Annotated in this window: 30 protein-coding genes and 1 riboswitch; of the genes, 1 reads left to right on the top strand and 29 read right to left on the bottom strand. The window is 34.0% G+C overall.

Annotated elements, in window-relative coordinates:
• Positions 1-60 precede the first annotated feature (60 nt).
• A riboswitch (TPP riboswitch) is annotated at positions 61-159 on the bottom strand.
• Positions 160-278: 119 nt separating this feature from the next.
• The gene (locus CM54_RS11235) at positions 279-995 is read right to left on the bottom strand and encodes a transglycosylase family protein (RefSeq protein ID WP_037551269.1); all 717 of its coding nucleotides are present in this window, start codon (positions 993-995) and stop codon (positions 279-281) included.
• A gap of 394 nt (positions 996-1,389) precedes the next feature.
• On the bottom strand, positions 1,390-1,785 hold the full coding sequence (locus tag CM54_RS11240; RefSeq protein ID WP_037551271.1) for a single-stranded DNA-binding protein: 396 nt from the start codon (positions 1,783-1,785) through the stop codon (positions 1,390-1,392).
• Between the two features lie 190 nt (positions 1,786-1,975).
• Here CM54_RS11240 and CM54_RS11245 point away from each other — a divergent pair, with 190 nt between their 5' ends.
• The gene (locus CM54_RS11245; RefSeq protein WP_002435823.1) at positions 1,976-2,419 is read left to right on the top strand and encodes a YwpF-like family protein; all 444 of its coding nucleotides are present in this window, start codon (positions 1,976-1,978) and stop codon (positions 2,417-2,419) included.
• 79 nt (positions 2,420-2,498) lie between these two features.
• Here the strand turns inward: CM54_RS11245 and fabZ are convergent, their stop codons facing one another.
• The 27 genes from fabZ to fdaB form a co-directional block, all read right to left on the bottom strand.
• Entirely contained in the window at positions 2,499-2,936 is a 438-nt protein-coding gene (gene fabZ / locus CM54_RS11250; protein ID WP_002435844.1) for a 3-hydroxyacyl-ACP dehydratase FabZ, read from the bottom strand.
• Between the two features lie 44 nt (positions 2,937-2,980).
• The gene (gene murA / locus CM54_RS11255) at positions 2,981-4,246 is read right to left on the bottom strand and encodes a UDP-N-acetylglucosamine 1-carboxyvinyltransferase (RefSeq protein WP_037551273.1); all 1,266 of its coding nucleotides are present in this window, start codon (positions 4,244-4,246) and stop codon (positions 2,981-2,983) included.
• Positions 4,247-4,355: 109 nt separating this feature from the next.
• Positions 4,356-4,589, bottom strand: a complete 234-nt coding sequence (locus tag CM54_RS11260) for a DUF1146 family protein (RefSeq protein WP_002453705.1) — start codon at positions 4,587-4,589, stop codon at positions 4,356-4,358.
• Positions 4,590-4,729: 140 nt separating this feature from the next.
• Complete coding sequence (locus CM54_RS11265) at positions 4,730-5,134, bottom strand: F0F1 ATP synthase subunit epsilon (protein WP_002435826.1); 405 nt, start codon at positions 5,132-5,134, stop codon at positions 4,730-4,732.
• Positions 5,135-5,153: 19 nt separating this feature from the next.
• Positions 5,154-6,566 (bottom strand): F0F1 ATP synthase subunit beta, encoded by a 1,413-nt coding sequence (atpD, locus tag CM54_RS11270; protein WP_002435865.1) that lies wholly within the window; start codon positions 6,564-6,566, stop codon positions 5,154-5,156.
• Positions 6,567-6,587: 21 nt separating this feature from the next.
• Entirely contained in the window at positions 6,588-7,454 is an 867-nt protein-coding gene (atpG, locus tag CM54_RS11275; protein ID WP_002435866.1) for an ATP synthase F1 subunit gamma, read from the bottom strand.
• 81 nt (positions 7,455-7,535) lie between these two features.
• Positions 7,536-9,047 carry a F0F1 ATP synthase subunit alpha gene (gene atpA, locus CM54_RS11280; protein WP_002435859.1) on the bottom strand — a complete coding sequence of 504 codons (1,512 nt, stop codon included), beginning with the start codon at positions 9,045-9,047 and terminating at the stop codon, positions 7,536-7,538.
• A gap of 22 nt (positions 9,048-9,069) precedes the next feature.
• Positions 9,070-9,609 (bottom strand): F0F1 ATP synthase subunit delta, encoded by a 540-nt coding sequence (locus CM54_RS11285; protein ID WP_023351357.1) that lies wholly within the window; start codon positions 9,607-9,609, stop codon positions 9,070-9,072.
• Positions 9,609-10,124: a F0F1 ATP synthase subunit B gene (locus CM54_RS11290; RefSeq protein WP_037551275.1), complete on the bottom strand. Its 516-nt coding sequence runs from the start codon at positions 10,122-10,124 to the stop codon at positions 9,609-9,611. The genes CM54_RS11285 and CM54_RS11290 overlap by 1 nt, the downstream gene beginning before the upstream one ends.
• A gap of 94 nt (positions 10,125-10,218) precedes the next feature.
• Positions 10,219-10,431, bottom strand: coding sequence for a F0F1 ATP synthase subunit C (atpE, locus tag CM54_RS11295; RefSeq protein WP_001048816.1), 213 nt, complete (start codon positions 10,429-10,431; stop codon positions 10,219-10,221).
• Positions 10,432-10,475: 44 nt separating this feature from the next.
• The gene (atpB, locus tag CM54_RS11300) at positions 10,476-11,204 is read right to left on the bottom strand and encodes a F0F1 ATP synthase subunit A (protein ID WP_037551277.1); all 729 of its coding nucleotides are present in this window, start codon (positions 11,202-11,204) and stop codon (positions 10,476-10,478) included.
• A 26-nt stretch (positions 11,205-11,230) separates the two neighbouring features.
• Positions 11,231-11,581, bottom strand: a complete 351-nt coding sequence (locus CM54_RS11305; protein ID WP_002453711.1) for an ATP synthase subunit I — start codon at positions 11,579-11,581, stop codon at positions 11,231-11,233.
• 164 nt (positions 11,582-11,745) lie between these two features.
• Complete coding sequence (gene wecB, locus CM54_RS11310; RefSeq protein WP_037551279.1) at positions 11,746-12,879, bottom strand: non-hydrolyzing UDP-N-acetylglucosamine 2-epimerase; 1,134 nt, start codon at positions 12,877-12,879, stop codon at positions 11,746-11,748.
• Positions 12,880-12,902: 23 nt separating this feature from the next.
• Entirely contained in the window at positions 12,903-13,532 is a 630-nt protein-coding gene (gene upp / locus CM54_RS11315) for a uracil phosphoribosyltransferase (protein ID WP_002435776.1), read from the bottom strand.
• 28 nt (positions 13,533-13,560) lie between these two features.
• On the bottom strand, positions 13,561-14,799 hold the full coding sequence (glyA, locus tag CM54_RS11320; RefSeq protein ID WP_037551333.1) for a serine hydroxymethyltransferase: 1,239 nt from the start codon (positions 14,797-14,799) through the stop codon (positions 13,561-13,563).
• A gap of 25 nt (positions 14,800-14,824) precedes the next feature.
• On the bottom strand, positions 14,825-15,349 hold the full coding sequence (locus CM54_RS11325; protein ID WP_037551281.1) for a TIGR01440 family protein: 525 nt from the start codon (positions 15,347-15,349) through the stop codon (positions 14,825-14,827).
• Between the two features lie 111 nt (positions 15,350-15,460).
• A complete protein-coding gene (locus CM54_RS11330) occupies positions 15,461-15,877 on the bottom strand; it encodes a low molecular weight protein arginine phosphatase (protein WP_002435769.1) in 417 nt (138 codons plus the stop codon).
• Positions 15,874-16,917, bottom strand: a complete 1,044-nt coding sequence (locus CM54_RS11335; RefSeq protein ID WP_037551335.1) for an L-threonylcarbamoyladenylate synthase — start codon at positions 16,915-16,917, stop codon at positions 15,874-15,876. The genes CM54_RS11330 and CM54_RS11335 overlap by 4 nt, the downstream gene beginning before the upstream one ends.
• A 175-nt stretch (positions 16,918-17,092) precedes the next feature.
• Positions 17,093-17,929, bottom strand: a complete 837-nt coding sequence (gene prmC / locus CM54_RS11340; RefSeq protein WP_037551290.1) for a peptide chain release factor N(5)-glutamine methyltransferase — start codon at positions 17,927-17,929, stop codon at positions 17,093-17,095.
• Positions 17,916-18,992 carry a peptide chain release factor 1 gene (gene prfA, locus CM54_RS11345; protein ID WP_002435511.1) on the bottom strand — a complete coding sequence of 359 codons (1,077 nt, stop codon included), beginning with the start codon at positions 18,990-18,992 and terminating at the stop codon, positions 17,916-17,918. Before prfA ends, prmC begins: the two co-directional genes overlap by 14 nt.
• Entirely contained in the window at positions 18,992-19,591 is a 600-nt protein-coding gene (locus CM54_RS11350; RefSeq protein WP_037551293.1) for a thymidine kinase, read from the bottom strand. Before CM54_RS11350 ends, prfA begins: the two co-directional genes overlap by 1 nt.
• Positions 19,592-19,810: 219 nt before the next feature.
• On the bottom strand, positions 19,811-20,068 hold the full coding sequence (locus CM54_RS11355; protein ID WP_002435494.1) for a type B 50S ribosomal protein L31: 258 nt from the start codon (positions 20,066-20,068) through the stop codon (positions 19,811-19,813).
• Positions 20,069-20,186: 118 nt separating this feature from the next.
• Positions 20,187-21,503 (bottom strand): transcription termination factor Rho, encoded by a 1,317-nt coding sequence (gene rho, locus CM54_RS11360; protein WP_002435787.1) that lies wholly within the window; start codon positions 21,501-21,503, stop codon positions 20,187-20,189.
• Between the two features lie 302 nt (positions 21,504-21,805).
• The gene (locus tag CM54_RS11365) at positions 21,806-23,233 is read right to left on the bottom strand and encodes an aldehyde dehydrogenase family protein (RefSeq protein ID WP_037551295.1); all 1,428 of its coding nucleotides are present in this window, start codon (positions 23,231-23,233) and stop codon (positions 21,806-21,808) included.
• Between the two features lie 191 nt (positions 23,234-23,424).
• The gene (locus CM54_RS11370; RefSeq protein WP_002435794.1) at positions 23,425-23,757 is read right to left on the bottom strand and encodes a winged helix-turn-helix transcriptional regulator; all 333 of its coding nucleotides are present in this window, start codon (positions 23,755-23,757) and stop codon (positions 23,425-23,427) included.
• A gap of 89 nt (positions 23,758-23,846) precedes the next feature.
• Entirely contained in the window at positions 23,847-25,106 is a 1,260-nt protein-coding gene (locus CM54_RS11375) for a UDP-N-acetylglucosamine 1-carboxyvinyltransferase (RefSeq protein ID WP_037551296.1), read from the bottom strand.
• Positions 25,107-25,653: 547 nt separating this feature from the next.
• Positions 25,654-26,514 (bottom strand): class IIb fructose-bisphosphate aldolase FdaB, encoded by an 861-nt coding sequence (gene fdaB / locus CM54_RS11380; protein ID WP_002435762.1) that lies wholly within the window; start codon positions 26,512-26,514, stop codon positions 25,654-25,656.
• Positions 26,515-26,729: the final 215 nt, after the last annotated feature.

Here is a 26,729-nt window from a genome sequence, read left to right on the forward strand (position 1 = left end):
ATAATAAAAAAACTACTTTCCAACAATGAAAAGTAGCTAAATCTGGGCATAGCGATGCTTATTTGATAAAGACTACTTTCCTACGTTGGTACTAACCAAATCAGGTTATAAGGGTCTGAATCATATCATCTCAGCCTTGTGGCTCCCCTAGTAGTTAATATTTATTTAATTCAATAATTACATTATCAAACGACTCTCACTAAATCAATTAAATGTGCTTCTAAATAAAAAAACCATCTTCTCATATTGAGAAGATGGTTAATAATCATATATTTAAATTATGCAGTTACCCATTGGCTAGCGCCTGCAGTGTTGTATAATTTAACTGCTGCAGCGTCTTGTACGCTTTCAGGAGCGTTAGCTGGAGATTGACCTTTATATTGTTCTGGAGCTACTGAATCCCAAGTTGATTGTAAGAATTGGAATTTACCAGCTGCGCCAGTTGAAGGGTTGATAGCGTGGATGTCGCCACCTGATTCACGTTGAGCAATTTGTTTTAAGTGTGAATTTAAGTTTACTGATGAACCACTTGAAGCTTGGTTTGATGAAGCTTGACTACTTGCAGTGTTGTTAGTTGGTGCACTGTAAGAAGTAGTTGCTTTAGCTTGTGGTTGTTGAGTTTGCTCAGTTTGTGGAGCAGAAGTTTGTTCTGGTTGAGCTTGGCTAGTTTGTTGTTGTGAACTTACTTGGTCAGCTGAAGTTTGGTTGCTTACATCTTGTTGTGGAGTAGCTTGACCATTTTGTGCATAGTTCCAGCTCCAGTGAGTACCATTTGATTCAAAGTGATAATTGAAACCATTGTAATCAAAGTTTACGTTATAAGCACCTTTTTGGATAGGGCTTTCGTTTAATGATTGGTCATTTGATTGAGCTTTTTGGGCTAATTCTGCTTTATCAACGTTTGTTGCTTCACTTGCGTGTGCGTCGTGTCCAGCATTACCTGCTACAACGCCTAATCCTACTGCTAATGATGATGCAATAATTGTCTTTTTCATTATTAAAAATCCTCCTAAAAGTGATTTGTTTTCTTAACTAATTTACAAGTACTACTCTAACATCTGTATAAACAGTGTAGGTTACAGTGAAATAAAAAAAACAAGCTCTTTTTTACACTCGAATTACATTGAATATTAATTATAATTGGAATTAAATTTCTACTCAAAACTGTCATGACAGTTTTGAGATTGTATCGATTCTTAAACAAGTTTGTAATATAATTGAAATCTGTCAGATAATTATAAGTTGATTGAATGATTGATGACTTAAATATTAAAAGCGACCTTACTTTAATATTGGCCGATCAAAGTAGGTCGCTTGAGTATAATTGAAAGAAAAGGATAATTTAATTTTTATTAAAAATAGGATGGAGTTTAGGGAGAGAATTAATTTTTAGATATTAATAATTTCAATGTCGTCTGAATGATAAGTGTCTTCATCGTATTGATTTTGAGAGAGGATTTCATTATGTTTAGTTTTTGGAGACATAAATTTAATTGTTTCTACATATAGTTCGGTTACAAAATGCGTTTGTCCTTCTTTTTCATATTTTCTTGAACGCATTTGTCCTGTTATACCTACTAATGTACCTTGACTAGTATATTTTTCGATATTGGTTGCTGTTTTGCCGAAAGCTTTACACAATAAATAATCACTTGATATTTCATTATTTTCATCTTTGTAATTTCTTTCAGTTGCTACACAAAATGTTGCGACCTTACTATCCTCCTTCTCATAAATTTGAGCATCTTTAGTCAATTTTCCTACTATTACTATTTTGTTTAACATGTGTCACCTCCTTCTTGTAATACATAATAATTGACGGGTTATAATTTGGTCAAAATTACAAATACCCTTAAAATGATAGCTATTTGTAGTATGTTTTTGATATATTTAAAGAAAATAATCATTAATTAAGTTCATAACTGCTTATAATTTAATTTATTGTATATTTAAAAAACAATTGGGATGTGAAATAATGAAAACATTTAAGGCTGTTCGGTTTCAAATTGTAAATGAGAATGGTGGCGTTTCAGAATATGAAATCGAAGATGGCGTTATCATAAATAAAGAAGGTAGTGGAACAGGCTGGTTACTTGAGATTGTTATTTCAAATGAGCACTATGAAACATTTAAAACATATATGGACGATAAACAATTATTAGATATTAGAGTAGTCATCACTAGACCTGCAAATGATCCAGCTTTATTTGATGCTACGGTTAAAAATGTCGCTAATTTTAAAAAATCAATGTCTGTTGTTTTTGAATGTCATATTTATACTTTAAGACAAGTCTATGCCGAAAGCTTACTAGAGGAATTGGTAGATGATGGTTTAACTGGTGAAGAGCTTAAGAAGACCTTTAATCGAATGATGCAATCTAAACCTAAACTAAAAGAAGAAAAATTTGAAAGAAATTAAATAAATAAAAAAGGAGTGTAAAAGGAACTAATTCATTTTAATTAGTTCTTGATACACTCCTTTTATAATATGGAATAGTTTAAGCATCTTGAATAGCAAATGTTAGTTCACAGCTACAAGCAAGTTGACCATCGACTGTAGCTTTCGCACTACCTTTACCGATTGGTCCTTTAATTTTAGTAATTTCTACTTCTAACATTAACGTATCACCAGGTGTCACTTGTTTTTTGAAACGACATTTATCAATACCAGCGAATAAAGCTATTTTACCTTTATTCTCTTCATTGTTTAACATCGCTACGGCTCCAGTTTGAGCTAGTGCTTCAGTTATTAATACACCTGGCATTACTGCGTATTCAGGAAAATGCCCTTGGAAAAATGGTTCATTACCAGAAACTTGCTTTAAACCCACGCAACGTTTTCCTTCTTCATATTCAACAACTCTATCAATTAATAAGAACGGTTGTCTATGAGGGATAATTTGTTTAATTTGATTATAGTCAAAAATTGTTTCCATTATATTAAACCTCCGAAATGTAAACTTTGATGTTTAAAAATGATTTAATCATTAATACGCTTAATATCTGCACCAAGGTCTTTTAATTTTCCGTGTAAATTTACATAACCTCGATCTAAATGCTTAAGTTCAGTAACTTGTGTAGTACCATCTGCAACTAAACCTGCTAAGATCAATGCTGCTGCAGCTCTTAAATCTGTAGCTTTAACTTGCGCGCCTTGTAATTGACTTTTTCCTTCAATTTTAGCGCTTCTACCTTCAACATTAATATTTGCATTCATTCTTCTGAACTCGGCTACATGCATGAATCTATTTTCAAAGACCGTTTCAGTAATAACTTTATGCCCATTTGCTGTAAGTAATAAAGCCATCATTTGTGATTGCATATCAGTTGGGAAACCTGGATGTGGTAATGTTTTTACATCAACAGGCTTTAAGTCACCTTCAGCAGAAACTTGAATACCGTCTTCTTTGAAGACTAAATTAACCCCCATTTCTTCAAGTTTATATACTAAGCTTGCCATATGCTCTTTGATAGCGCCTCGAACAAAGATATCTCCACGTGTGATTGCACCGGCGATTAATAATGTTCCCGCTTCAATTCTATCTGGAATGATTGAATGTTCTACACCATGTAATTTATCAACACCGTGTATAGTGATTGTATCTGTTCCAGCACCAGTAATTTTACCGCCCATTTCATTAATATAGTTGGCTAAATCTACAATTTCTGGTTCTTTAGCAGCATTTTCAATAATTGATTTACCTGATGCAAGTGAAGCTGCCATGATAATATTTTGTGTTGCTCCTACACTTGGAAAATCTAAATGAATTTGAGTACCTTTTAATCCATTTTTAGCATTAGCATAAATATTACCATTTTCTAAATGAATTTCGGCACCTAGTGCCTCAAATCCTTTGATATGTTGTTCAATCGGTCTACTACCAATTGCACAACCACCAGGTAACGCTACAATTGCATGTCCGAGTCTAGCAAGTAATGGCCCCATTACTAAAATACTCGCTCTCATTTTACTCACATATTCATATGGAGCCTCTTCATTCAATTTTTGAGTAGCATCAACTTTAACTGCATTTTCTTCTTTATTATATGAAACATCTGCATTAAGTGTTGATAAAACATTATTTATCGTCTCTACATCACTTAAAGCTGGAACGTTAACAAGTTTACTTTGCCCCTCTGAAGCTAATAAAGAAGCTGTTAATACTGGTAATACAGCATTTTTTGCACCTTCAACATTAACTTCACCTGTTAATCGGTTTCCACCATTTATTACTATTTTATCCATCTTAAATCCTCCACTTATAACTCCTATTACTTATTCATTTCCCTGATTAATAAGTTAATATTCATTTTATAATTATATCCAGTTTTTGATATAAATAACAGTTTTTGAATTACTTTAATAAATACTTAACTTGAGTTGAATATTGTAATAAATCGACAATAAAATTACTTACCGATGTACCTATTAAAATAGCTACAAATATCATACAAATTTGCACTTGTAATGCATAACCTTTTTTAAAAAATTGATCTAATCTAACAGAGTTTAGAGCCCAATAGGCTATACAGATACATATTACATGCAAGATAAGGTGTACAATTGCAAATTGACCAAGATAATCCATGTTCTACTCCTTCGTAAGATTACTGTATAACATTGTACACGAAATAACTTGATAAAGATACTTTAATAATTCCGATTGTGAAATTAAAATATTTAATAAAAAAAGGTTCGAAGCGTATATAACGCCTCGAACCTTTTTAGTTATTTTAATTCAGCCACACGTAAACGGTTATTAGCTCGTTCTAACGCTCTTTTGGCTCTATTAATGTCACTGTTATCATCATCATCTTCTAAATGTGATTCTGCTCTCGACTTAGCCAATTTAGCTCTCTCAACATCGATTTCGCTAGCAGTTTCTGCTGTTTGGACGATAATTGATAATTTATGTTGTCTAACTTCAACAAAACCATCACTAACTGCTACATATTCGTTACCATTATGAAAGTTAACTTTAACATAGCCAGTTTTTAATGCGGCAACTGTTGGAATGTGTCCACTCATGATACCCATTTCACCAGCTGTTGTTTGTAATACAGCTAGTTCTACATCTTCTCGTTCGTAGACAGAACCATTAGGAGTGACAATATTTAGGCTTAATGTATTCATTATCCATACCTCCTAATTATTAGACTTCAACACCCATATCTTTGGCTTTTTCAATTACGTCTTGCATACTACCTACTAAACGGAAAGCATCTTCAGGAATATGATCGTATTTACCATCTAAGATATCTCTGAAATCTGATACTGTTGTTTTAACTGGTACATAAGAACCTTTTTGACCAGTGAATTGCTCAGCTACGTGGAAGTTTTGTGATAAGAAGAATTGAATTCTACGAGCACGTTCTACAGTTTGTTTATCTTCATCTGATAACTCATCCATACCAAGAATTGCAATAATATCTTGTAATTCTCTGTATTTTTGTAAAGTAGACTGAACTTCACGAGCTACATCGTAATGGTCTTGACCAACGATTGATGGTTCTAACGCTCTAGAAGTAGAAGCTAATGGATCAACCGCAGGATAAATACCCATTTCAGTTAATTTACGCTCTAAGTTAGTTGTCGCATCTAAGTGAGCGAATGTAGTTGCTGGCGCAGGGTCTGTATAGTCATCGGCTGGAACGAATACCGCCTGAATTGAAGTAACAGAACCTTTATTAGTTGAACTAATACGTTCTTGTAATTGACCCATTTCAGTAGCAAGTGTTGGTTGATAACCAACGGCTGAAGGCATACGTCCAAGTAATGCTGAAACTTCAGAACCAGCTTGTGTGAATCTGAAGATATTATCAATGAATAATAATACGTCTTGGCCTTCTTCATCACGGAAATATTCTGCCATTGTTAAACCTGATAATGCAACACGCATACGAGCACCAGGTGGCTCGTTCATCTGACCGAATACCATCGCTGTTTTCTTAATTACACCACTATCGCTCATTTCATAGTAAAGGTCGTTACCTTCACGTGTACGTTCACCAACACCGGCGAATACTGAAATACCACCATGCTCTTGAGCGATATTATTGATAAGTTCTTGGATTAAAACTGTTTTACCAACACCGGCACCACCGAATAATCCAATTTTACCACCTTTAATGTAAGGTGCTAATAAGTCTACTACTTTGATACCTGTTTCTAAGATTTCTACTTTAGTAGATAATTCATCGAAGCCAGGTGCTTGTCTATGAATAGGATCACGACGTACTGAATCATCAATCTTTTCATCTAAATCGATTGTTTCTCCTAATACGTTAAATACTCTTCCTAAAGTTGCATCACCAACAGGTACGCTAATATCTTTACCTGTATCTTTAACTTCCATACCTCTTTGAACGCCGTCAGTTGAGTCCATTGCGATTGTACGTACTACATCATCACCTAATTGAAGTGCAACTTCTAAAGTTAAATGAAGTGTGCTATCTTCTTTAGGAACTTCGATGTGTAAGGCATTGTTAATATCAGGAACTTCATTATGTTCAAAACGAACATCGATTACTGGACCCATAACTTGAGTTACACGGCCAATTCCCATGTTGATTTCCTCCTTTTAATATTATTCAAGAGCTGCTGAACCACCAACAATTTCAGTGATTTGTTGAGTGATCGCTGCTTGTCTCGCTCTATTATATTCTAATGATAAATCATCAATAAGTTCAGTCGCATTATCAGAAGCATTTTTCATTGCAGTCATACGTGAAGCATGTTCACTTGCTTTAGCATCTAAAATAGTTCCATAGATTAAGCTTTCGACATACTGCGGTAGAATAACACTTAAAATAGATTCTTTGTCAGGTTCAAATTCGTAAGATGACATTTGACCATGACCTTGGCTAGAATCTTCTTGAGATAATGGTAATACTTGCTTAGTTGTTGGTTTATTTTCAAGAACACTAACATAGTGACTATAATAAATTGTTAATTCATCAATATTTTCTTCGCTATATAAATCAATTGCGTGCTTAGCAATCGCTTGAACTGATTTAAATGAAGGTTGATCCGGAAGGTCAACTAAAGAACTTTCGATTTCATAACCTCTATTATTAAAGAAATCAACACCTTGTTGACCTAAAACAATAATACTGTATTCACTACTGTCATTATGTTTCGCTTTAATATCATTCACTAAACGTTTTAATACATTTGTACTATAAGCACCTGCAAGTCCTTTATCACTAGTAATGATTAAATAACCACTACGTTTTACATCTCTAGCTTTAAGCATAGGATGGTTAGAAGAACTATTAGCACCTGCTACTGCAGTAATAGCATCTTGCATTTTTTCCATATAAGGTCTGAACTGCTTCGTATTCTTTTCTGCTCTACGCAATTTAGAACTAGAAACCATGTTCATCGCCTTAGTGATTTGCTTCATCTTTTTAGTCGATTTTATTCGATTATCAATCTCTTTTAGAGAGCCCATTATCTCACCACCTTTTTTAATTAGAGTATTAACGTTGAAAATGTACTCTCATATTTGCAGTTACAATTTTTCAATTAAGAATTATTGTTCTGATTTACTAAAACCTTTTTTGAATTCTGTAATAGCAGAATCAAATTTATCAGCATCTGGTAATGCACCAGTTTCTCTGATTTCATTTAATAAGTCAGTTGCATTTGCATCTGCCCAGTGGTTTAATTCGTCTTCAAATCGAGTAATATCTTCTACTGGAATATCATCTAAATAACCTTTAGTTAATGCATAAATTGTTAAAACTTGATATTCAACTGGTAGAGGGTGGTTTTGGTCTTGTTTTAATACTTCAACAGTACGTTTACCACGTTCTAATTTTTGAGCAGTAAATTCATCTAAATCAGAACCGAATTGTGCGAATGATTCTAACTCACGATAAGAAGCTAAGTCTAAACGTAGCGTACCTGCTACTTTCTTCATAGCTTTAATTTGAGCAGAACCACCAACACGAGATACTGATTGTCCAGCATTAATAGCTGGTCTTACACCAGAGAAGAATAAATCTGATTGTAAGAAAATTTGTCCATCAGTAATTGAAATAACGTTTGTTGGGACATAAGCTGAAATGTCACCAGCTTGCGTTTCAATAATAGGTAAAGCAGTGATTGAACCGCCACCCAATTCATCATTAAGCTTCGCTGCTCTTTCTAATAATCTACTATGTAAGTAGAAAACGTCACCTGGGTAAGCTTCACGACCTGGTGGTCTACGTAATAATAATGATAATTCACGATAAGCTGCTGCTTGTTTAGTTAAATCATCATATACGATAAGAACATGTTTACCATTAAACATGAATTCTTCACCCATAGTTACACCTGAATATGGTGCGATATAAAGTAATGGTGCTGGATCAGCTGCAGAAGCAGAAACAACGATTGTGTAATCTAAAGCGCCTGCTTGTCTTAATTTCTCAACATTTGCACGTACTGTTGAATCTTTTTGACCAATAGCTACGTAAATACAAATTGTATCTTGATCTTTTTGGTTCAAGATTGAATCGATAGCAACAGTTGTTTTACCAGTTTGACGGTCACCAATGATTAACTCACGTTGACCACGACCAATTGGTACTAAAGCGTCAATTGCTTTGATACCTGTTTGTAATGGTTCATCAACTGATTTACGATCCATAACACCAGTTGCTTTTTTCTCAACTGGACGTGTTTTAGTTGCATTGATAGGACCTTGTCCATCAATAGGTTGACCAAGTGGATTAACGACTCTTCCAATTAATTCGTCTCCAACTGGTACTTCCATAATACGGCCTGTACGTTTAACTTCGTCACCTTCACTAATATCGTTGTATGGTCCTAAAATAACCACACCAACATTTGATTCTTCAAGGTTTTGTGCTAAACCTAATACGCCGTTGTGGAATTCTACTAGCTCACCAGCCATAACGTCGTTTAATCCGTGAATTAATGCGATACCGTCACCAATTTGAAGTACAGTACCAACATCAGTTACGGACATTTCAGACTCATAATTTTCAATCTGTGAGCGAAGTAATGCACTGATTTCTTCAGCTTTGATGGCCATCTATGTCACTCCTCTTTAAATTTTAATTAGCTCTTTCAAATTTTCTTTGTAATTGAACAAGGTCATTCTTAACGCTACCATCCATAACAGTTGTGCCGACCTTAACTCTAAATCCACCAATTAAATCTGGATTGATTTTAGTGCTAACAATTACTCTAGATAAATGTGTTTGATCTTTAATCAATTGTTCTATTCTTGCTAATTCATCTTCATTTAATTCATAAGTAGATTCTACAATTGCAAAGTCTTGGTTATGATGCGCATTATATAAACTTTGAAAAGCTCTAAATACATCTTCAATTAATGATAAATGACGATTATCAGCTAAAACTTTTAGCGTATTAACGACGTATTGATTTGCACCACTATATACTTCATTAACGAATGATTTACGCTCATCTGCTGTTAATGAAGGATTACTATCAATTGCTTTTAAACTTTTAATATAGTCGAAAGATGAATGGCTGATTGTTTCTAAATCTTCATAAACTACATCTAATTGATTTGTATCATTAGAGACATCAAATAATGCTTTGGCATATTTATTTGCTACCTTTACCATTATTTATCCCCTGCCTCTTTTAAATACTTTTCAACTAAATCTTTTTGATCTTGCTCTGAAATTTCTTTTCTAAGAACTTTAGATGCGATTAATACTGATAGTTCAGATACTTGATTATTAATATCAGCAAGTGCACGTTCTTTTTCACTGTTAATTTCACTTTGAGCAGTCTCAATCATGCCGTTAGCTCTTACATTAGCTTCATGAATAATTTCTTCATGTTGCTTACGTGCTTGAACCTTAGCATCGTCTAAGATTCTTTGAACTTCATCTTGAGTTTCTTTAAGTGTCTTTCTGTTTTCTTCTTCAAGTTTTTGAGCGTTAATTTTAGCTTGTTCAGCATCATCAATATCTTTATTGATGTCTCGCTCACGTTTGTCCATTACTTCTTTTAATGGACCCCAAGCAAATTTCTTCAATAGCGCAAGAAGAATTACGAATGTGGCAAGTGTAACTATTGTTGTTCCCCATTCGACTCCTGCACCTAAAACGAACATATTAGCTGTTGCAGTCACGGGCTCATGACACTCCTTTCGTAGATATAATCACTAAGCTATAAAAAACAAAACGAACGGCGATAGCCTTGTACAGGCCTCGCCTTAATATGTCTTATCCAGCAAATGTCATGAACGCAATTACAACACCAATGATAGGTAAAGCCTCAACTAAACCAACACCAATGAACATGATACCCATTAATTGACCACGTGCTTCTGGTTGACGTGCTACACCTTCAACTGTTCTAGATACGATAAGACCGTTACCGATACCTGCACCTAATGCTGATAAACCAATTGCGATTGCCGCTGCGATTAAATTCATAATAAATTTTCCTCCTAAGAATTGTATATAATTATTAAATTAATTTAGTGTCCATCTGCCACTTTATGTGACATATAAACCATTGAAAGCATGATGAAGATATACGCTTGGATTGAACCAACGAATATTGAGAACGCTTGCCAAACGATTAATCCTGGAATACTTATAATCCAACCCCATGCTGGTTGTTGGAAAAGTAAACTTGCTAGTAAACCAAGTAATAATTCACCAGCAAAGATATTACCGTATAGTCGTAAACCTAAAGTTAATGTAGATGTAAACTCCTCAAATACATTAATGATTGCAAGTGGCCAGAAAGGTTTAAAGTATCCGGCTGCATATGCTTTAGGCCCACGCATTTTAATACCGTAATAATGCGTTAGTAGAATCATAGTTGTAGATAACGTAAGAGTTACCGTTGCGTCAGCTGTCGGTGATTTCCACCATAGATAGTGATCTTTAGTAACAATAGCAAACGGTAAACCAAGCATATTGGCTACAAAGATGAACAAAATTAATGTCACTGCTAAGAAGTGAAAGTTTCCACCTTTTTTCCAAGCCATGTTACTCTCTATGATGCCTCTTACAAAATCAAATACCCATTCAATGAAGTTTTGCTTTCCAGTTGGTCGTTTTTTAAGATTACGCGTGCATATTAAAGCTATGATAAAAACTAAAATCGCCGTAATGAGCACCATCATAACACTTGTCATGTTAAAGACAATATCGAATCCAAACACGTTCCAACTGACGAGTGGGGATTTGTGATCCATAAACTCACCTCTTTCTTATTTAATTTTTACTCCCTTTTAAGTAGAGGGCGCAATATGATTACAATATAAGAAATCATTAAACCAATTAATACACCTATGATATTGATGTGGTCTTTGAAGAAAAACCATAACAAACACGCAATGATTGCTACAAGATATCTCCATATATTGCCCGTTGAAATATGTATAGCATCTTGTTGTTGTGCCTTTGCTAAATAACTTTCAAAGATGTATGTATTAACCAAAGAACCACATGTTCCTATCATTAATCCTAAAATAAAAGGTCGGGGTATAATTAGATACAATATTCCTAATACTATTAAGAGATAAAGATAATATTGGATATATTGTTTAAAAATGATGTAGAAACGACTCATCTATATGCCTCCGAGTGTCTTATACCAATCATGTAAACCGTTCCACTCATACAATCTAAATGATAATATAGCCTATTGTATGGTGTCAATTCTATTCAAAGTCTTGTTAAAATTTACGGCATTTTTGTCACAAAATATTCACAAAAAGTAACGTAACAAACTTTTTATTTTTCAAAATGATTGGGTTTATCACTAATTAATCCAAAATAATATTTAATATGATTTACTATCCTATTACTTGCATTCCCATCTCCATAGGGATTGTTTGCTTCACTCATATGTTTATAAAGCTGTTTATCGTCTAAAAGACGCTTAGTTTCCTCATAAACAGAGTCCTTATTAGTACCAATAACCCTTAAAGTACCTGCTTCTACCCCTTCAGGTCTCTCTGTACTATCTCTCAATACGAGTACAGGTTTATGTAGAGATGGAGCTTCTTCTTGTATTCCTCCAGAATCAGTCATAATTAGGTAAGCGTGCTTAGCAAAATTATGAAAGTCTATCACATCTAAAGGTTCAATTAACTCTATACGATCATGGTGACCTAAATACGCTTCAGCGAGTTCTCTAACTCTCGGATTCATGTGAACTGGATATACTAATGCTAAATCTTCATACTGTTCAATTAATTTTCTAACTGCCTTAAACACGTTAATCATAGGTTGACCTATATTTTCCCTTCTATGAGCAGTTAATAAAATAAATTTCTTGTTACGATGTTTATCGATGATTTGAGAAGTATAATTATCATTAATTGTATAGTTCATAGCATCAATCGCTGTATTACCAGTTATTACCACATTGTTAGATGATTTGCCTTCATCAAGCAAATTCTTAGCTGCATTAAAAGTTGGGGCAAAATGCAAGTCTGCCATTACCCCAACCATTTGTCTATTCATCTCCTCAGGAAAAGGAGAATACTTATCATAACTTCTTAACCCAGCTTCAACATGACCAATAGGTAATTGATTATAAAAAGCTGCTAGTGACCCAGAAAACGTAGTAACTGTATCACCATGTACTAGTACCATATCTGGTGATTCTTTTTTAATTACTTCTTCTAAAAGAACCATCGATTTTGATGTAATATCAGACAAAGTCTGCCCAGATTTCATAATATTCAAATCATGACAAGGTGTTATATCAAATGTATTTAATACTGAATCAAGCATTTCCCTATGTTGAGCTGTAACAACAACGACGGGTTCTAATTCAGCATCTTTTTCTAATGCTTTTACTAGTGGTGCCATTTTAATAGCTTCAGGTCTTGTCCCGAAGATGGTCATAATTTTTTTCATCAAACTATCTATCTCCGAATCTATTATTTAGTACCAAATAATCTGTCACCAGCATCCCCTAATCCAGGTGTGATGTAAGCTTTGTCATTTAATTTTTCATCAAGTGTCGCGATATAAATATCTACGTCTGGGTGAGCTTCTTGCATCTTTTCCACACCTTCTGGTGCAGCAATTAAGCACATAAAACGAATATTTTTCGCACCACGATTTTTCAGTGATGAAATGGCTTCTATTGCTGAAGCACCAGTCGCTAACATAGGGTCTACAACGATAATTTGTCTTTCATCGATATCTTGAGGTAGTTTAGCAAAGTACTCTACTGCTTTAAGTGTTTCTGGATCTCTATATAAGCCAATGTGACCTACTCTTGCTGAAGGAACTAAACTTAAAACACCATCAGTCATTCCTAATCCTGCTCTTAAAATTGGTACTATAGCTAATTTTTTACCCGCTAGTCGTTTAGCTGTCATTTTAGTTACAGGTGTTTGAATTTCAACATCTTGTAATTCTAAATCTCTAGTCACTTCATAAGCCATTAACATACCTACTTCATCAACTAGTTCTCTAAACTCTTTTGTACCGGTATGAGCATCTCTAATATAACTTAGTTTATGCTGTATTAAAGGATGATCGAAAACATGTACTTTACTCATTTATAATTTCCTCCAATGTGTTTCTCTATTATTCATATAATGGATATTTTGAAGTAAGGGCGTGCACTCTTTCTTTAGCTTCATTAAGTTTAGCTTCATCGTCAGTATGTTTTAAAGCTAAGCTAATAATTTTTGCCACTTCCTCGAATGCTGATTCATCGAATCCACGTGTAGTTGCAGCTGGTGTGCCTAATCTAATTCCACTTGTAACGAATGGTTTTTCTTGATCGAAAGGAATTGTGTTTTTATTACAAGTAATACCTACTTTATCAAGAGTCTCTTCAGCGACTTTACCTGTAATCTCAATAGAACCTTTAACATCAACTGCAACTAAATGATTATCAGTACCACCTGAAACCACTCTGAATCCTTCATCAATTAATGTTTGAGCTAAAACTTGAGCATTTTTAATCACTTGTTGTTGATATGATTTGAAGTCACTGTGTAATGCTTCTCCAAATGCTACTGCTTTCGCTGCAATTACGTGTTCTAGTGGGCCGCCTTGAATTCCAGGGAAAATTGTCTTATCAATTTCTTTTTTATATTCTTCTTTACATAAAATCATACCTCCACGAGGGCCACGTAAAGTTTTATGTGTAGTAGTAGTGACAAAATCAGCATATTCAACAGGATTTGGATGTAAACCAGCTGCAACTAATCCAGCAATGTGAGCCATATCCACCATTAATTTAGCATCTACTTCATCTGCAATTTCTTTGAACTTTTTAAAATCAATAGTTCTAGAATAAGCAGAGGCACCCGCTACAATTAATTTAGGTTTATGTTCTAGTGCAAGTTTGCGTACTTCATCATAGTTAATTAATTCCGTTTCTTTATCAACTCCGTATTCAACGAAACTATAAAACTTACCACTAAAGTTAACTGGAGATCCATGAGTTAAATGTCCCCCATGACTTAAGTTCATACCTAGAACAGTATCTCCCATCTCAAGAGCAACTAAATAAACAGCCATGTTGGCTTGTGAACCAGAGTGAGGTTGTACATTTACATGTTCAGCGCCAAAAAGTGCTTTAGCACGATCAATTGCTACTGTTTCAGAAACATCAACATATTCACAACCACCATAATAACGACGGCCTGGATAACCTTCGGCATACTTATTAGTCAATACTGAACCTTGAGCTTCCATAACAGCTTCAGACACAAAATTCTCAGATGCAATTAATTCGATATTACTATTTTGACGGTCATACTCCTTTTGAATTGCTTCAAAAATAACTTTATCCTGTTTTTCAATGTAAGACATAAATAATTCCCCTTCTTTCATTAAATTATTGATATTTAGCACGTTCGCCACCAATTTTCTTAGGTCGTGATGTCGCTATGGTAACGATAGCTTCTCCAACTTGTTTAACGCTTGTTCTGACTGGAACACATACATGCTTGATATGCATACCAATTAATGTTTGGCCAATGTCAATACCTTTAGGTACACTGATATGTTCTACAACCATTGGATCATCCATATGTTGGTAGGCATACGTTGATAAACTACCACCTGCATGTACATCTGGAACTACATTTACCTCTTCCATAGACAGTGGGTTAAAATCTGCTCTTTCAATCGTGATTGCTCTATTAATATGTTCACATCCTTGAAAGACAAATGACACACCTGTATCCTCTTCAATTTGTTTCAAAGCATCAAAAATCTCTTTAGCTATCTCTAATGATCCAACTGAACCAATTCGTTCTCCAATGACCTCAGATGTTGAACAACCGACAATACACAATTCGCCTTTCTTAAAGAATGACATATCTTTTAATTCAATAAGTAGCTTTTGTAAATCACGCAATGAAACCCACCCCTTTGAATATAATAAAAAGGAACATAGCAAACTTGCTATACCCCTTTATTATAACTTATTTAAAGCTTAACATATACTAATTATATATAATTTACTCTGTTATCGATTCATTTCAATTTTTTTCAATAAATCGTAGATATTTTGAAAAGTTTTTTCATATACTTCAAAAGAACATCCAAATGGGTCTTCTATATGCCCCTCAATACCTGCATACTCATTTATCGTGTACACATTTGAATATTGACCGTATTGAGACTTAATTAAATCTTTATGTGAAGGAGACATTGTGAGAATCAAATCTGCTTCTAAATCTTCCAAAGTAAATTGTTGAGCATTTGAAGGCTTAGGTAGATGATGGCTATGAATCAATTGTAATGATTCTTTAGAGATTTTTTGTCCTTCCATAGCAAATAAACCACGTGATTGAATGTCATCGTTTGGCAACAATTTCTTAGCAATACTTTCAGCTAACGGACTTCTACACGTATTACCTGTACAAACAAATATTAATTTCATAATTCGTCACCTTCTATCACTTCATTACCTGCTGCTTTCAACATTCTATTCATAATCGCTTCAGACTGATCCTTTTTTTCAAAACTATAAATATAAGCGTGTTTAATATCATTAGAGCTATCTATAGAGTGCAATACACTATATAAATTATGGTTTGCCCCTTTAATGTCTTGCTCATCATCACATAATGGAATAAATTGAGCATTCTCAGGCAATAAATATTTCATACTAATAGGAAAAATAAATACTACATCATTCCATTTTTCATTATTATCAATTTTGTGAGTTAAATTTTCAACAATAGTTAGTGGCGTATCAGGCGAATAATGTTTATATTTCATTCCAGGAGCAATAGGTTTGTCCTTTTCAAAATAATTAGCCTTTTGAATACTCCCCGGTAAAACTTGTTCTATCATTGAAGTGGTAATAGAACCTGGGCGTGCTATTCTAAAAGGATATTGAGTACAATCTAACACTGTACTCTCAAGACCTTCTTCACTTTGATCTCCATTAACAATTCCGTCTACTTTTCCATTTAAATCCTGAAAAACATGATCAAACTTTGTAGGTGAAGGTCTACCACTTAAATTGGCACTTGGTGCAGCTATAGGTTCGTCAATATATTGAAGTAACGCCCGCCCTATTTTATGACTTGGCATACGAACTGCAATAGAGTTTAATCCACCTGTCACTTTTTCACATAAATAACCTGTTTTAAGAGGTAAAATAAATGAAATTGGTCCAGGCCAAAAGGCATCCATTAATTTTGAAACACGTTCATCAATTCCATCTACAAAATCTTCAAGTTGCTCCCTTTGATGTATATGAACGATTAAAGGATTATCAGAAGGACGTCCTTTAGCTTCATATATTTTTCTTACCGCATGTTCATTTCTTGCGTTCGCACCAAGCCCATAAACTGTCTCTGTAGGAATCGCTACTAATCCATCATTTAATAATGTCTCTTTAATCTCGTTTAACTTAGGATATTTAACTACATTCTCTTCATATTTTCTAAGATCCCATATTTGAGTATTCACCATTTTCACCTCTTTCTTATCTATATTATGAATTTAAAAAGAGTGGAACTCAATTCAGTTCATTATTGTTGAAGTTGAAGTTCCACCCATTCATTTTTAATTATGTTTAAAACTTAATCCGCATATAAAGATACATTTAATTTCACAAAAAACGCATTATAATCTCATGAATTCTTTACCATTTGAATGACACGATGCGTTCATTACCATTAATATCTCTAATAACTTTGACTAACTTGTCAGGATACATAGAATTAATTAATGCTTTTAGTTGGTTGCCTTGATTATATCCAATTTCAAACACGACATGTCCTTGTTCTTTCATTACTTGTGGTAAATCTTTTAAAATACCCTCATAGATGGCGTAGCCTTCATTTTCAGCAAACAGAGCATGGTGAGGCTCATATTTAAGTACAGTATCATCCATATCTCTTGCTTCACCTTCATCAATATAAGGTGGATTAGAAATTAATCCGTCAACTTTAATATCATTATCAATTAGAGGTTTCAATGCGTCTCCTTGTAAAAATTGAATTTCTTGCTGATGTAATGTTGCATTATTGCGTGCAACATTCAGTGTATCTTCATATAAATCTGTAGCGAGAACGTTTAAATCTGGCTTAAGCAACTTAAGTGTAATAGCAATCGCACCGCTTCCTGTACCAATATCGGCAATTGTATCTTGATGATGACATTGATTTAGAAAATGAAGCATCACTTCTTCAGTTTCAGGACGAGGGATTAGACAATTATTATCTACCTCGAAGGTATAGCCGTAAAAAGATTGAAAGCCTACGATATATTGAATAGGTTCACCGCTCAACATTCTATGTAGAGCTAGGTCAAATTTTGCTATATCAGCTTGAGACATCTGTTCTTCACGATGGATAAGATAGTCTGTTCGTGACCATTTAAAAATGTCCAACAGTAGCCATTCTGCCCTAGTCTGCTCATACCCTTTATCTAATGTTAATTGAATAGCCTCTTGAAGTTTATCTTTATAGTTCACCATTATTAAGTTCTTTCAATTTCTCAGTTTGTTCAGATAGAGTAAGTGCGTCTATGATTTCATCTAAATTACCTTCCATAATCTGACCAAGTTTCTGTAGCGTTAAGCCAATTCTATGATCAGTCACACGACTTTGTGGATAGTTATATGTTCTGATACGTTCTGAACGGTCACCTGTACCTACAGCAGATTTTCTTTGTGACGCATATTTTTGTTGTTCTTCTTGTAACTTCATATCGTATAAACGTGCTTTTAAGACTTTCATCGCTTTCTCACGGTTTTGAATTTGTGATTTTTCTGATGACGTTGCAATAACACCAGTAGGTAAGTGGGTAATACGTACTGCTGAGTCAGTTGTGTTAACGTGCTGACCACCCGCACCACTTGAACGATACGTGTCAATTTTTAGATCTTCGTTACGAATTTCAATCTCAACATCTTCTACTTCTGGCAATACAGCTACTGTTGCCGTAGAAGTATGTATACGGCCACCTGATTCAGTTTCTGGTACACGTTGAACTCGGTGAGCACCGTTTTCAAATTTTAATTTACTATAGGCTCCACTACCTGATACTGAAAAACTAATTTCCTTATAACCACCATGGTCACTTTCAGAAGCTTCAACAATTTCAGTTTTAAAACCATATGCTTCGGCATATTTAGAATACATTCTCATCAAGTCCCCAGCAAATATGGCCGCTTCGTCACCACCTGCAGCTGCTCGGATTTCAACGATAACGTCTTTTTCATCATTTGGGTCTTTAGGAATTAATAAGATTTTAAGTTCTTCTTCCATTTCAGGTAATTCAGCTTTTAAAGACGCACTCTCTTCTTTAAGCATATCCACTTCTTCTTTATCTGAAGTTTCTTTTAACATTTCTTCAATATCTTCAAGTTCTTCTTTTTTAGATTTATAACTACGATAAACTTCAACAGTTTTTTGTAAATCAGCTTGTTCTTTTGAATATTTTCTAAGTTTATCTGAATCATTCACGACATCAGGGTCGCTTAACATCTCATTTAATTGTTCATATCGTTCCTCTACTATATCTAATTGATCAAACACTACATTTCCTCCTTCTCATTTTCACTTGGAGCCACAATATGATGTGCTCTACAACGTGGTTCGTAACTTTCATTCGCACCAACTAATATAATTGGGTCATCTATTTTAGCTGGCTCTCCATTGATTAATCTTTGTGTACGGCTAGAAGGTGACCCACAAACAGCACAAACTGCCTGTAATTTAGTCACTTGTTCACTAACAGCTAATAATTTCGGCATAGGTTCAAAAGGTTCTCCCCTAAAATCCATATCTAAACCTGCAACAACAACTCTGTGACCATTTTTAGCCAGTTGTTCTACAATATTTACTATTTCACCATCAAAAAACTGCACTTCATCTATTCCGATAACGTCTACATTGTCTAAATCTTGGTTTAAAATTTCTCTTGACGTAGAAATATTTATCGCTTCAATTTCATTACCATCGTGTGAGACGACCTTTTCTTTATGGTAACGATCATCAATAGCTGGCTTAAAAACAATGACTTTCTGTTTCGCGTAAATCCCTCGTCTTAAACGACGAATCAACTCTTCTGATTTACCACTAAACATACTTCCAGTAATTGTTTCAATCCATCCGGAATGGTACGTTTCATACATTGAGAGTTCCACCTTTTTTCAAAACATAATCGCTTAATTATATCATATTTTATGAGTAGTTAAATGCATTTTCAAAGTATTATTCTAAATTAAACGACGATACTCTCATTTTACAAACAAATTAAGTAAAAACAAAATCTACTCACATAATAAAGGGTTAAAAAATAAAAAAACTGTCTACATTCCCTATATGGATACGTAGACAGTTGAAATTCAAATTTAGTTGTTGTTTGATTTGAAACCAAACTTTTTGTTGAAGCGTTCCACACGACCATCCGCAGCGGCGAATTTTTGACGGCCAGTATAGAATGGATGTGAATCAGATGATACGTCTAAACGAATAACTGGGTATTCATTTCCATCTTCCCATTCCATAGTTTCTGAAGATGTTTTAGTAGAACCACTTAAGAATTTAAAGTTTGTAGTAGTATCTAAAAAGATAACTTTGTGGTATTCAGGATGAATTCCTTGTTTCATTTCTTTCAGCTCCTTTGCCCTGAACCATCTGGAACAGAGTTATTTGTGAGTTTTTTACCCAATACTGTGTAATTATAATAGTTATCAAATCAAAACGCAACCCTTTATCAAAGATAACTTAGATAATTGGTTTACCTGTCTTTGTACTTTCTTCTGCTGACTTTTGTAATTGTGAAAAGAAGTCTTTATTATTTTTAGAGCGTTTTAACTTGCGAATAAAACGTTCAGTAAAGTCTGTAGAGTCTGTGAACAAGTTACGTAATTGCCATAATGAGTCAAGTTCAGCTTTCGAGATAAGTAATTCTTCTTTACGTGTTGAACTACGACCAATGTCAATTGCTGGGAAGATACGGCGTTCTGATAATTTACGATCAAGATGTAATTCCATGTTACCTGTACCTTTAAATTCCTCGTAGATCATATCATCCATTCTTGAACCAGTTTCAACAAGTGCAGTAGCTAATATGGTTAAACTACCACCTGCTTCAATGTTCCTTGCTGCACCGAAAAATGCTTTAGGTTTATGCAGTGAAGCAGGGTCTAAACCACCAGATAGCGTACGTCCACTCGGTGGGATTACAAGGTTATAAGCACGTGCTAAACGTGTAATAGAATCCATTAAGATGATAACATCTTCACCTATTTCAACTAATCTTTTAGCACGTTCTAATAATAATTCTGCTACTTTGACATGATGTTCTGGCGGTTCATCAAAAGTGGAGTGCACTACTTCCGCAGATTCAACTGAACGTTCAATATCAGTTACCTCTTCAGGTCGTTCACCTACTAGTAAAATAAAAAGTTGAGCTTCAGGTTTATTTGTAGCAATCGCATTAGCAATCTCTTTTAATAAACTTGTTTTACCTGCTTTAGGTGGCGCTACAATTAAACCACGTTGCCCTAAACCAATCGGCGTCACTAAATCCATAATTCGAGTTGAATAATTAGTCGGAAGTGTTTCTAATAAAATTCTTTCTTCCGGATAGAGTGGCGTTAACGCTTGGAAATGAGGGCGTTTTTTAACTTCTTCTGCATTTTGATCATTCACAAAATCGACTTGAAGTAACCCATAATATTTTTCATTATCTTTCGGTTTACGTACTTTACCAGTTACTTTGTCTCCACGTTTGATCTCAAAACGTCGGATTTGACTTGCAGAAATATATATATCCTTTTCACCTTTAGAATAGTTAACGGTTCTAAGGAAACCATACCCATCCTGTTGGATATCATCAAGGATACCTTCCATGTAGTAATTGCCATCTTTCTCCATTTGAGCTTCCATGATAGCTAAAACTAACTCTTTCTTATTTAATTTACTATAATTTGTTAATTTTAAAGATTTGGCTTTTTGAGTGAGCTCTTTAGTAGTGTTGTTTTTGTATAATTCGTGGAAAGATTCATACTGAGGAGATGTTCGTTCTCTTTCAGGCATAGACTTGCACCCATTTCATTATTTTTTATATTGCGAGACTTTGACATATAAATATTAAATATAGACGTTAAATGAAATTTTTAAATTTTAAGATGTGCGAGTTAAATTTAAGAATTTCAGTAAGCCTTATCGTCTTTATTTTATATTCAAATGTGTCATGACCTTCTAATTACTAGAATAACTATAGCAAATTTTCAATTTAATTACAAAATGAATTTAGAAAATATAACAATAAAAACAAAACACGGAACTAATATAGTTCCGTGCATCGTTTAATTGCAAGTTTTAATTAATTTGTTCAATTATTTAAAATAACCAGCAATTGATTTAACTTCTAAGAATTCTTCAATACCATAGTCGCCCCATTCACGACCTAAACCTGATTGTTTATAACCACCGAATGGTAAGTCAGGTTTTCTACCAGCTTCATTGATTTCAATAGTTCCTGCTTCAACTGAACGTGCTACTTTACGTAAAGTCTCTTGATCTTTACCAATAACGTAGCCAGCAAGACCATATTTAGTATCATTAGCAATTTCAATTGCTTCATCTAAATCATTATAAGTGATCACTGACATAACTGGACCGAAGATTTCTTCTTGAGCAATTGTCATATGGTTATCTACATTGATGAAAATAGTTGGACGTGCAAAATAACCTTTATCAAGGCCTTCTGGTTTACCAGGGCCACCGTAGAATAATTCAGCACCTTCATTTACGCCTTTATCAATATAGTCTTGAACTTGATCGAATTGTTTTTTACTGATAATTGGTCCGACCTGTGTACCATCTTCACGAGGATCTCCTACTTTAACTTGGCTAAATTCTTCTTTAATTGCTGTTAAGAAATCTTCTTTAATACTTTCAGGTATAAGTACACGTGTACCTGCAGTACATACTTGGCCAGTGTTATTAACAACTTTGCCAGTTGTAGCTTTAGCTGCTTCCTTGATATCAGCATCGTCAAGAACGATATAAGGAGATTTTCCTCCTAGTTCTAGAGACACTTTTTTGAAGTCTTTTGCAGCTTTTTCCATGATTTTAGATCCTGTTGGGCCAGAACCAGTAAATGACATCATTCTCACTTTAGGGTGTTCACTTAATGGATTTCCTACACCTTCACCATCGCCATTAACTAAATTGAATACACCTTTAGGTACGCCAACTTTATCAAAGATTTCTGCTAAGATAATAGCTGCAAATGGTGTTTCTTCAGAAGGTTTAAGAACTACTGGACTACCTGCAGCAAATGCAGCAGCTAATTTTAATGATGTTTGATTAGTAGGGAAATTCCAAGGTGTAACTAATCCTGAGACACCAATAGCTTCTTTAACTACTAAATCATCTCCACGTTGCTCTTCAAATTCAAAATTATCTAAAGCATCTCTTGCTGCCGTAAAGTGATTTAATCCCATTTGATAGTGAACATTTTCAGAAACAGATAATGGAGAACCTAATTCATCTGTAATCGCTTGGATAATATCGTCTTTTCTATTTTCATATTCTTTTACAATTTTATCTAACAAGTCTCTACGTTCTTCAACTGAACTATGACGAAATTCTAAATAAACTTTGTCAGCCGCTTCAACAGCTTTGTTAACATCTTCTTCATTCCCGTTAGCTACAGATCCCATCACTTCTTCAGTTGCAGGATTGATTACGTCAATTGTTTCGCCACTCGCACTATCAACCCATTCGCCATTAATATATTGTTTAGTGAAATTTCTCATATTAAATCTTCACTCCTTAGAAAAGTTATGTGTATATTCTATCCTTTAAAGCGTTACTTTAAACATATGCAACACTAAAATGAATTACGCTCAATTCATTTTATATTGGAAATTATAAAGCATCATTTTGCATCTACATAAAAAACTGCTTATAAAGTTTTTTACTTTATAAACAGTTCATCATGTCTTATTTATTTTGAAGAATTTGCTTCTAACTCAACGTATTTTTGTGCCCAAGCTTCCATAGGCTTTAATGCTTCGGCTAAAGCTTGTCCTTTATCAGTCAATTGATAAACAATTTCTAATGGGCTAGATGAAATAATTTGCTTCTCTACTAGTTTCCATTCTCCTAGGTCGGTTAATTTTAAGCTCAAAGCTCTAGGAGTGATCGTCTTTAGATCTCTTTTCATATCGGAAAAGTGAGCTGATTGACTTTCACATCTTGATAAATAATTAATAATTAGCCCATTCCAACTACGACCAACAATTTTGAAGGTTTCTTCAAGATATGGACAGATTTCCATTTGCCTCACCTCACATTTAATATGCTTATAATTGTAGGCATTTCTCTATTGTCTTCCAATTATTAATATAAATATTATACCACAAAACCTTAAATTTCTTCAGTCCAAATATCTGCTCCGAGTGATTTTAAATGTTCAACAATATTTGTATAACCTCTGTATATATGTTTTACATTGAAAATTGTTGTTACACCTTCAGCGATTAATCCCGCAGTAATTAAACATGCACCGGCACGTAAATCACTTGCATTTACTTCCGTTCCTTCAAGACGCGAAGGTTTAATAGTTGCTGTACCTTCATCAGCATAAATATTTGCGCCCATACGTTGTAGTTCATCAACGTGTTTAAATCTAGCTGGATAAATTGTATCTGTAACAAATGATGGCCCATTAGTCATAAATAATAATGGTGTAATAGGTTGTTGAAGATCCGTAGCAAAGCCAGGATAAACTAAAGTTTTGATATCAACATTTTTATATGGTGATTGTTTACGAATAATTGCTTTCTCATCATCTATTTGGATATCAACACCAAGCTCTCTCAATTTAACAGTTAACGCTTCTACATGCTTAGGTACAATATTATTTAATACAACTTCTTCACCCATAGCAGCAGCTATACACATATAAGAACCAGCTTCAATTCTATCAGGAATAATTTGATATTCTGAACCGTGCAACTCTTCCACGCCATTAATTTTGATGGTAGTTGTTCCTGCGCCTTTAATATTAGCTCCCATACTCATTAAAAAGTTAGCGACATCTACAACTTCAGGTTCTTTAGCTGCATTTTCAATGACAGTCTGACCTTTAGCATGTACAGCAGCAAGCATAATATTTATTGTAGCACCAACACTAACCATATCTAAAAAGATATTTGCACCTTTTAATTCTTTAGCTTCAATTTTCATAGAAGTATCGCTTGATTCATCAATTTCTGCCCCTAATGCTTTGAAACCTTTTATATGTTGATCAATAGGACGTGGTCCTAATGGACATCCACCTGGTAGCCCAATGACACATTTTTTAAAACGTCCTAGCATCGCTCCCATCATATAATAAGATGCACGCAATGATTCAACCTTATTATTAGGTAACGGCGCATTTTCAATTTCAGTTGTATCTACATCCAATTCTTTGCCTTTTAAAGTCGTTTTAATATTTAAATCTTCTAACAAACTTACTAAAGTTTTTACATCAGAGATTTGGGGAAGACCTTCCAACTTTACATGTCCTTGAGCTAATAAAGTTGCGGGGATAATAGCTACTGCACTATTTTTCGCTCCACTAATTTCTACTTCTCCTTTTAGTGTTTGTCCACCTCTTATTTTTATTACCTCTTGAACCATATGATTTATCTCCTTTGTTTCCTTCGTTTTAAAATTTCACATTATTAGCATTATAAAATAATTTTACTTTGTTTGTAAAATAGTTCAAATCTAATCAATGTTAAGTTATTTTAGCAACTTTACACATAAATAGTGTCAAAGTTTCTCGCTAAATAATAATACTCTAATAATTAATATTAGACTATTACCTCATATACAACTTCTTAATCGTTAAATTTTTGTTTATTTATGATTTATATATCTTTTATTTTTATGTAACATCTGATTAATTTGAGGAAATTCATTTAAATGAATTTCATTCTGATTCAAGTATAGCATAAATAAGACTATTGAAACCTTTGTTCAATGGGCTCAGACTGTAGACAAACCCTTTCACTCATTGTCATTTCATGCATGCCTAGCTCATTTACTAGTGGTAAACTCCCGTCGTTATGCATTTTAAAACCTTGATTAAAAGGGAATTCTATCAGTCTTCATCTTCTAAAATATTCCATAAAAAAGACCATTGAAACCTTTGTTCAATGGTCTATGATAATGATTTATCAAATTATTTAGCTCGGTTAGAAGTTCCAAATTCTCTAATTTTACCTTTTACTGTTTCTTTAATTGCTTCACGAGCTGGTCCTAAATATTTACGAGGATCGTAAACATCTTTATCGTTATTTAATACATCACGAACAGCTTTAGCTGAAGCAATTTGGTTTTCAGTATTTACATTGATTTTAGCAGTACCATAAGGAATTGCTTTTTGAATGTCTTTAGTTGGGATACCAGTTCCACCATGTAATACTAATGGTAATCCAGTAGAAGCGCCAATTTCTTCCATTTCTTTAAATCCTAATTTTGGTTCACCTTTGTAAGGACCATGAACTGAACCTAATGCAGGTGCTAAAGTATCGATGCCAGTCTTTTCAACTAATTCTTGGCATTCTTTAGGATCAGCGTAGATAACGCCGTCAGCTACTACGTCGTCTTCTTGTCCGCCTACCGTACCTAATTCAGCTTCTACAGAAACGCCTCTTTCATGTGCATATTCAACTACTTTAGAAGTAATTTCAATATTTTCTTCGAATGGACTATGTGAAGCGTCAATCATTACTGAAGTGAATCCAGCATCAATCGCTTCTTTACATTTTTCGAAACTTGAACCATGGTCTAAGTGAATTGCAACTGGAATTGTAATGTTTAAATCGTGAATTAAACCTTCAACCATTTTTACTACAGTGTAGAAACCACTCATATAACGAGCAGCACCTTCAGATACACCTAAAATAACTGGTGCATTCTCTTCTTGTGAAGCTTCTAAAATAGCTTGTGTAAACTCAAGGTTATTTAAGTTGTATTGACCAACTGCATAACCGTTTTCTTTCGCATCAATTAACATTTCTTTCATTGAAACTAAAGGCATGAAAGTTCCTCCTTGAGTGCATAAGTGCACGTATTTTTCAAAAATCATTATATCAAAAATACATAGTTAATGCATTCGAATACTTTATATAATATTAATAATTTTCACAATCCTTAGATTTTAAACTGTTGCAACCGCATTCATTTTAACAATCAGTCAAATATTGCATTACTATAATGTATTATTTAAAATGTTTTATTGAAAAGAATGGAGGA

The organism is Staphylococcus sp. TE8, assembly GCF_000692055.1.
Lineage (GTDB): Bacteria > Bacillota > Bacilli > Staphylococcales > Staphylococcaceae > Staphylococcus > Staphylococcus capitis.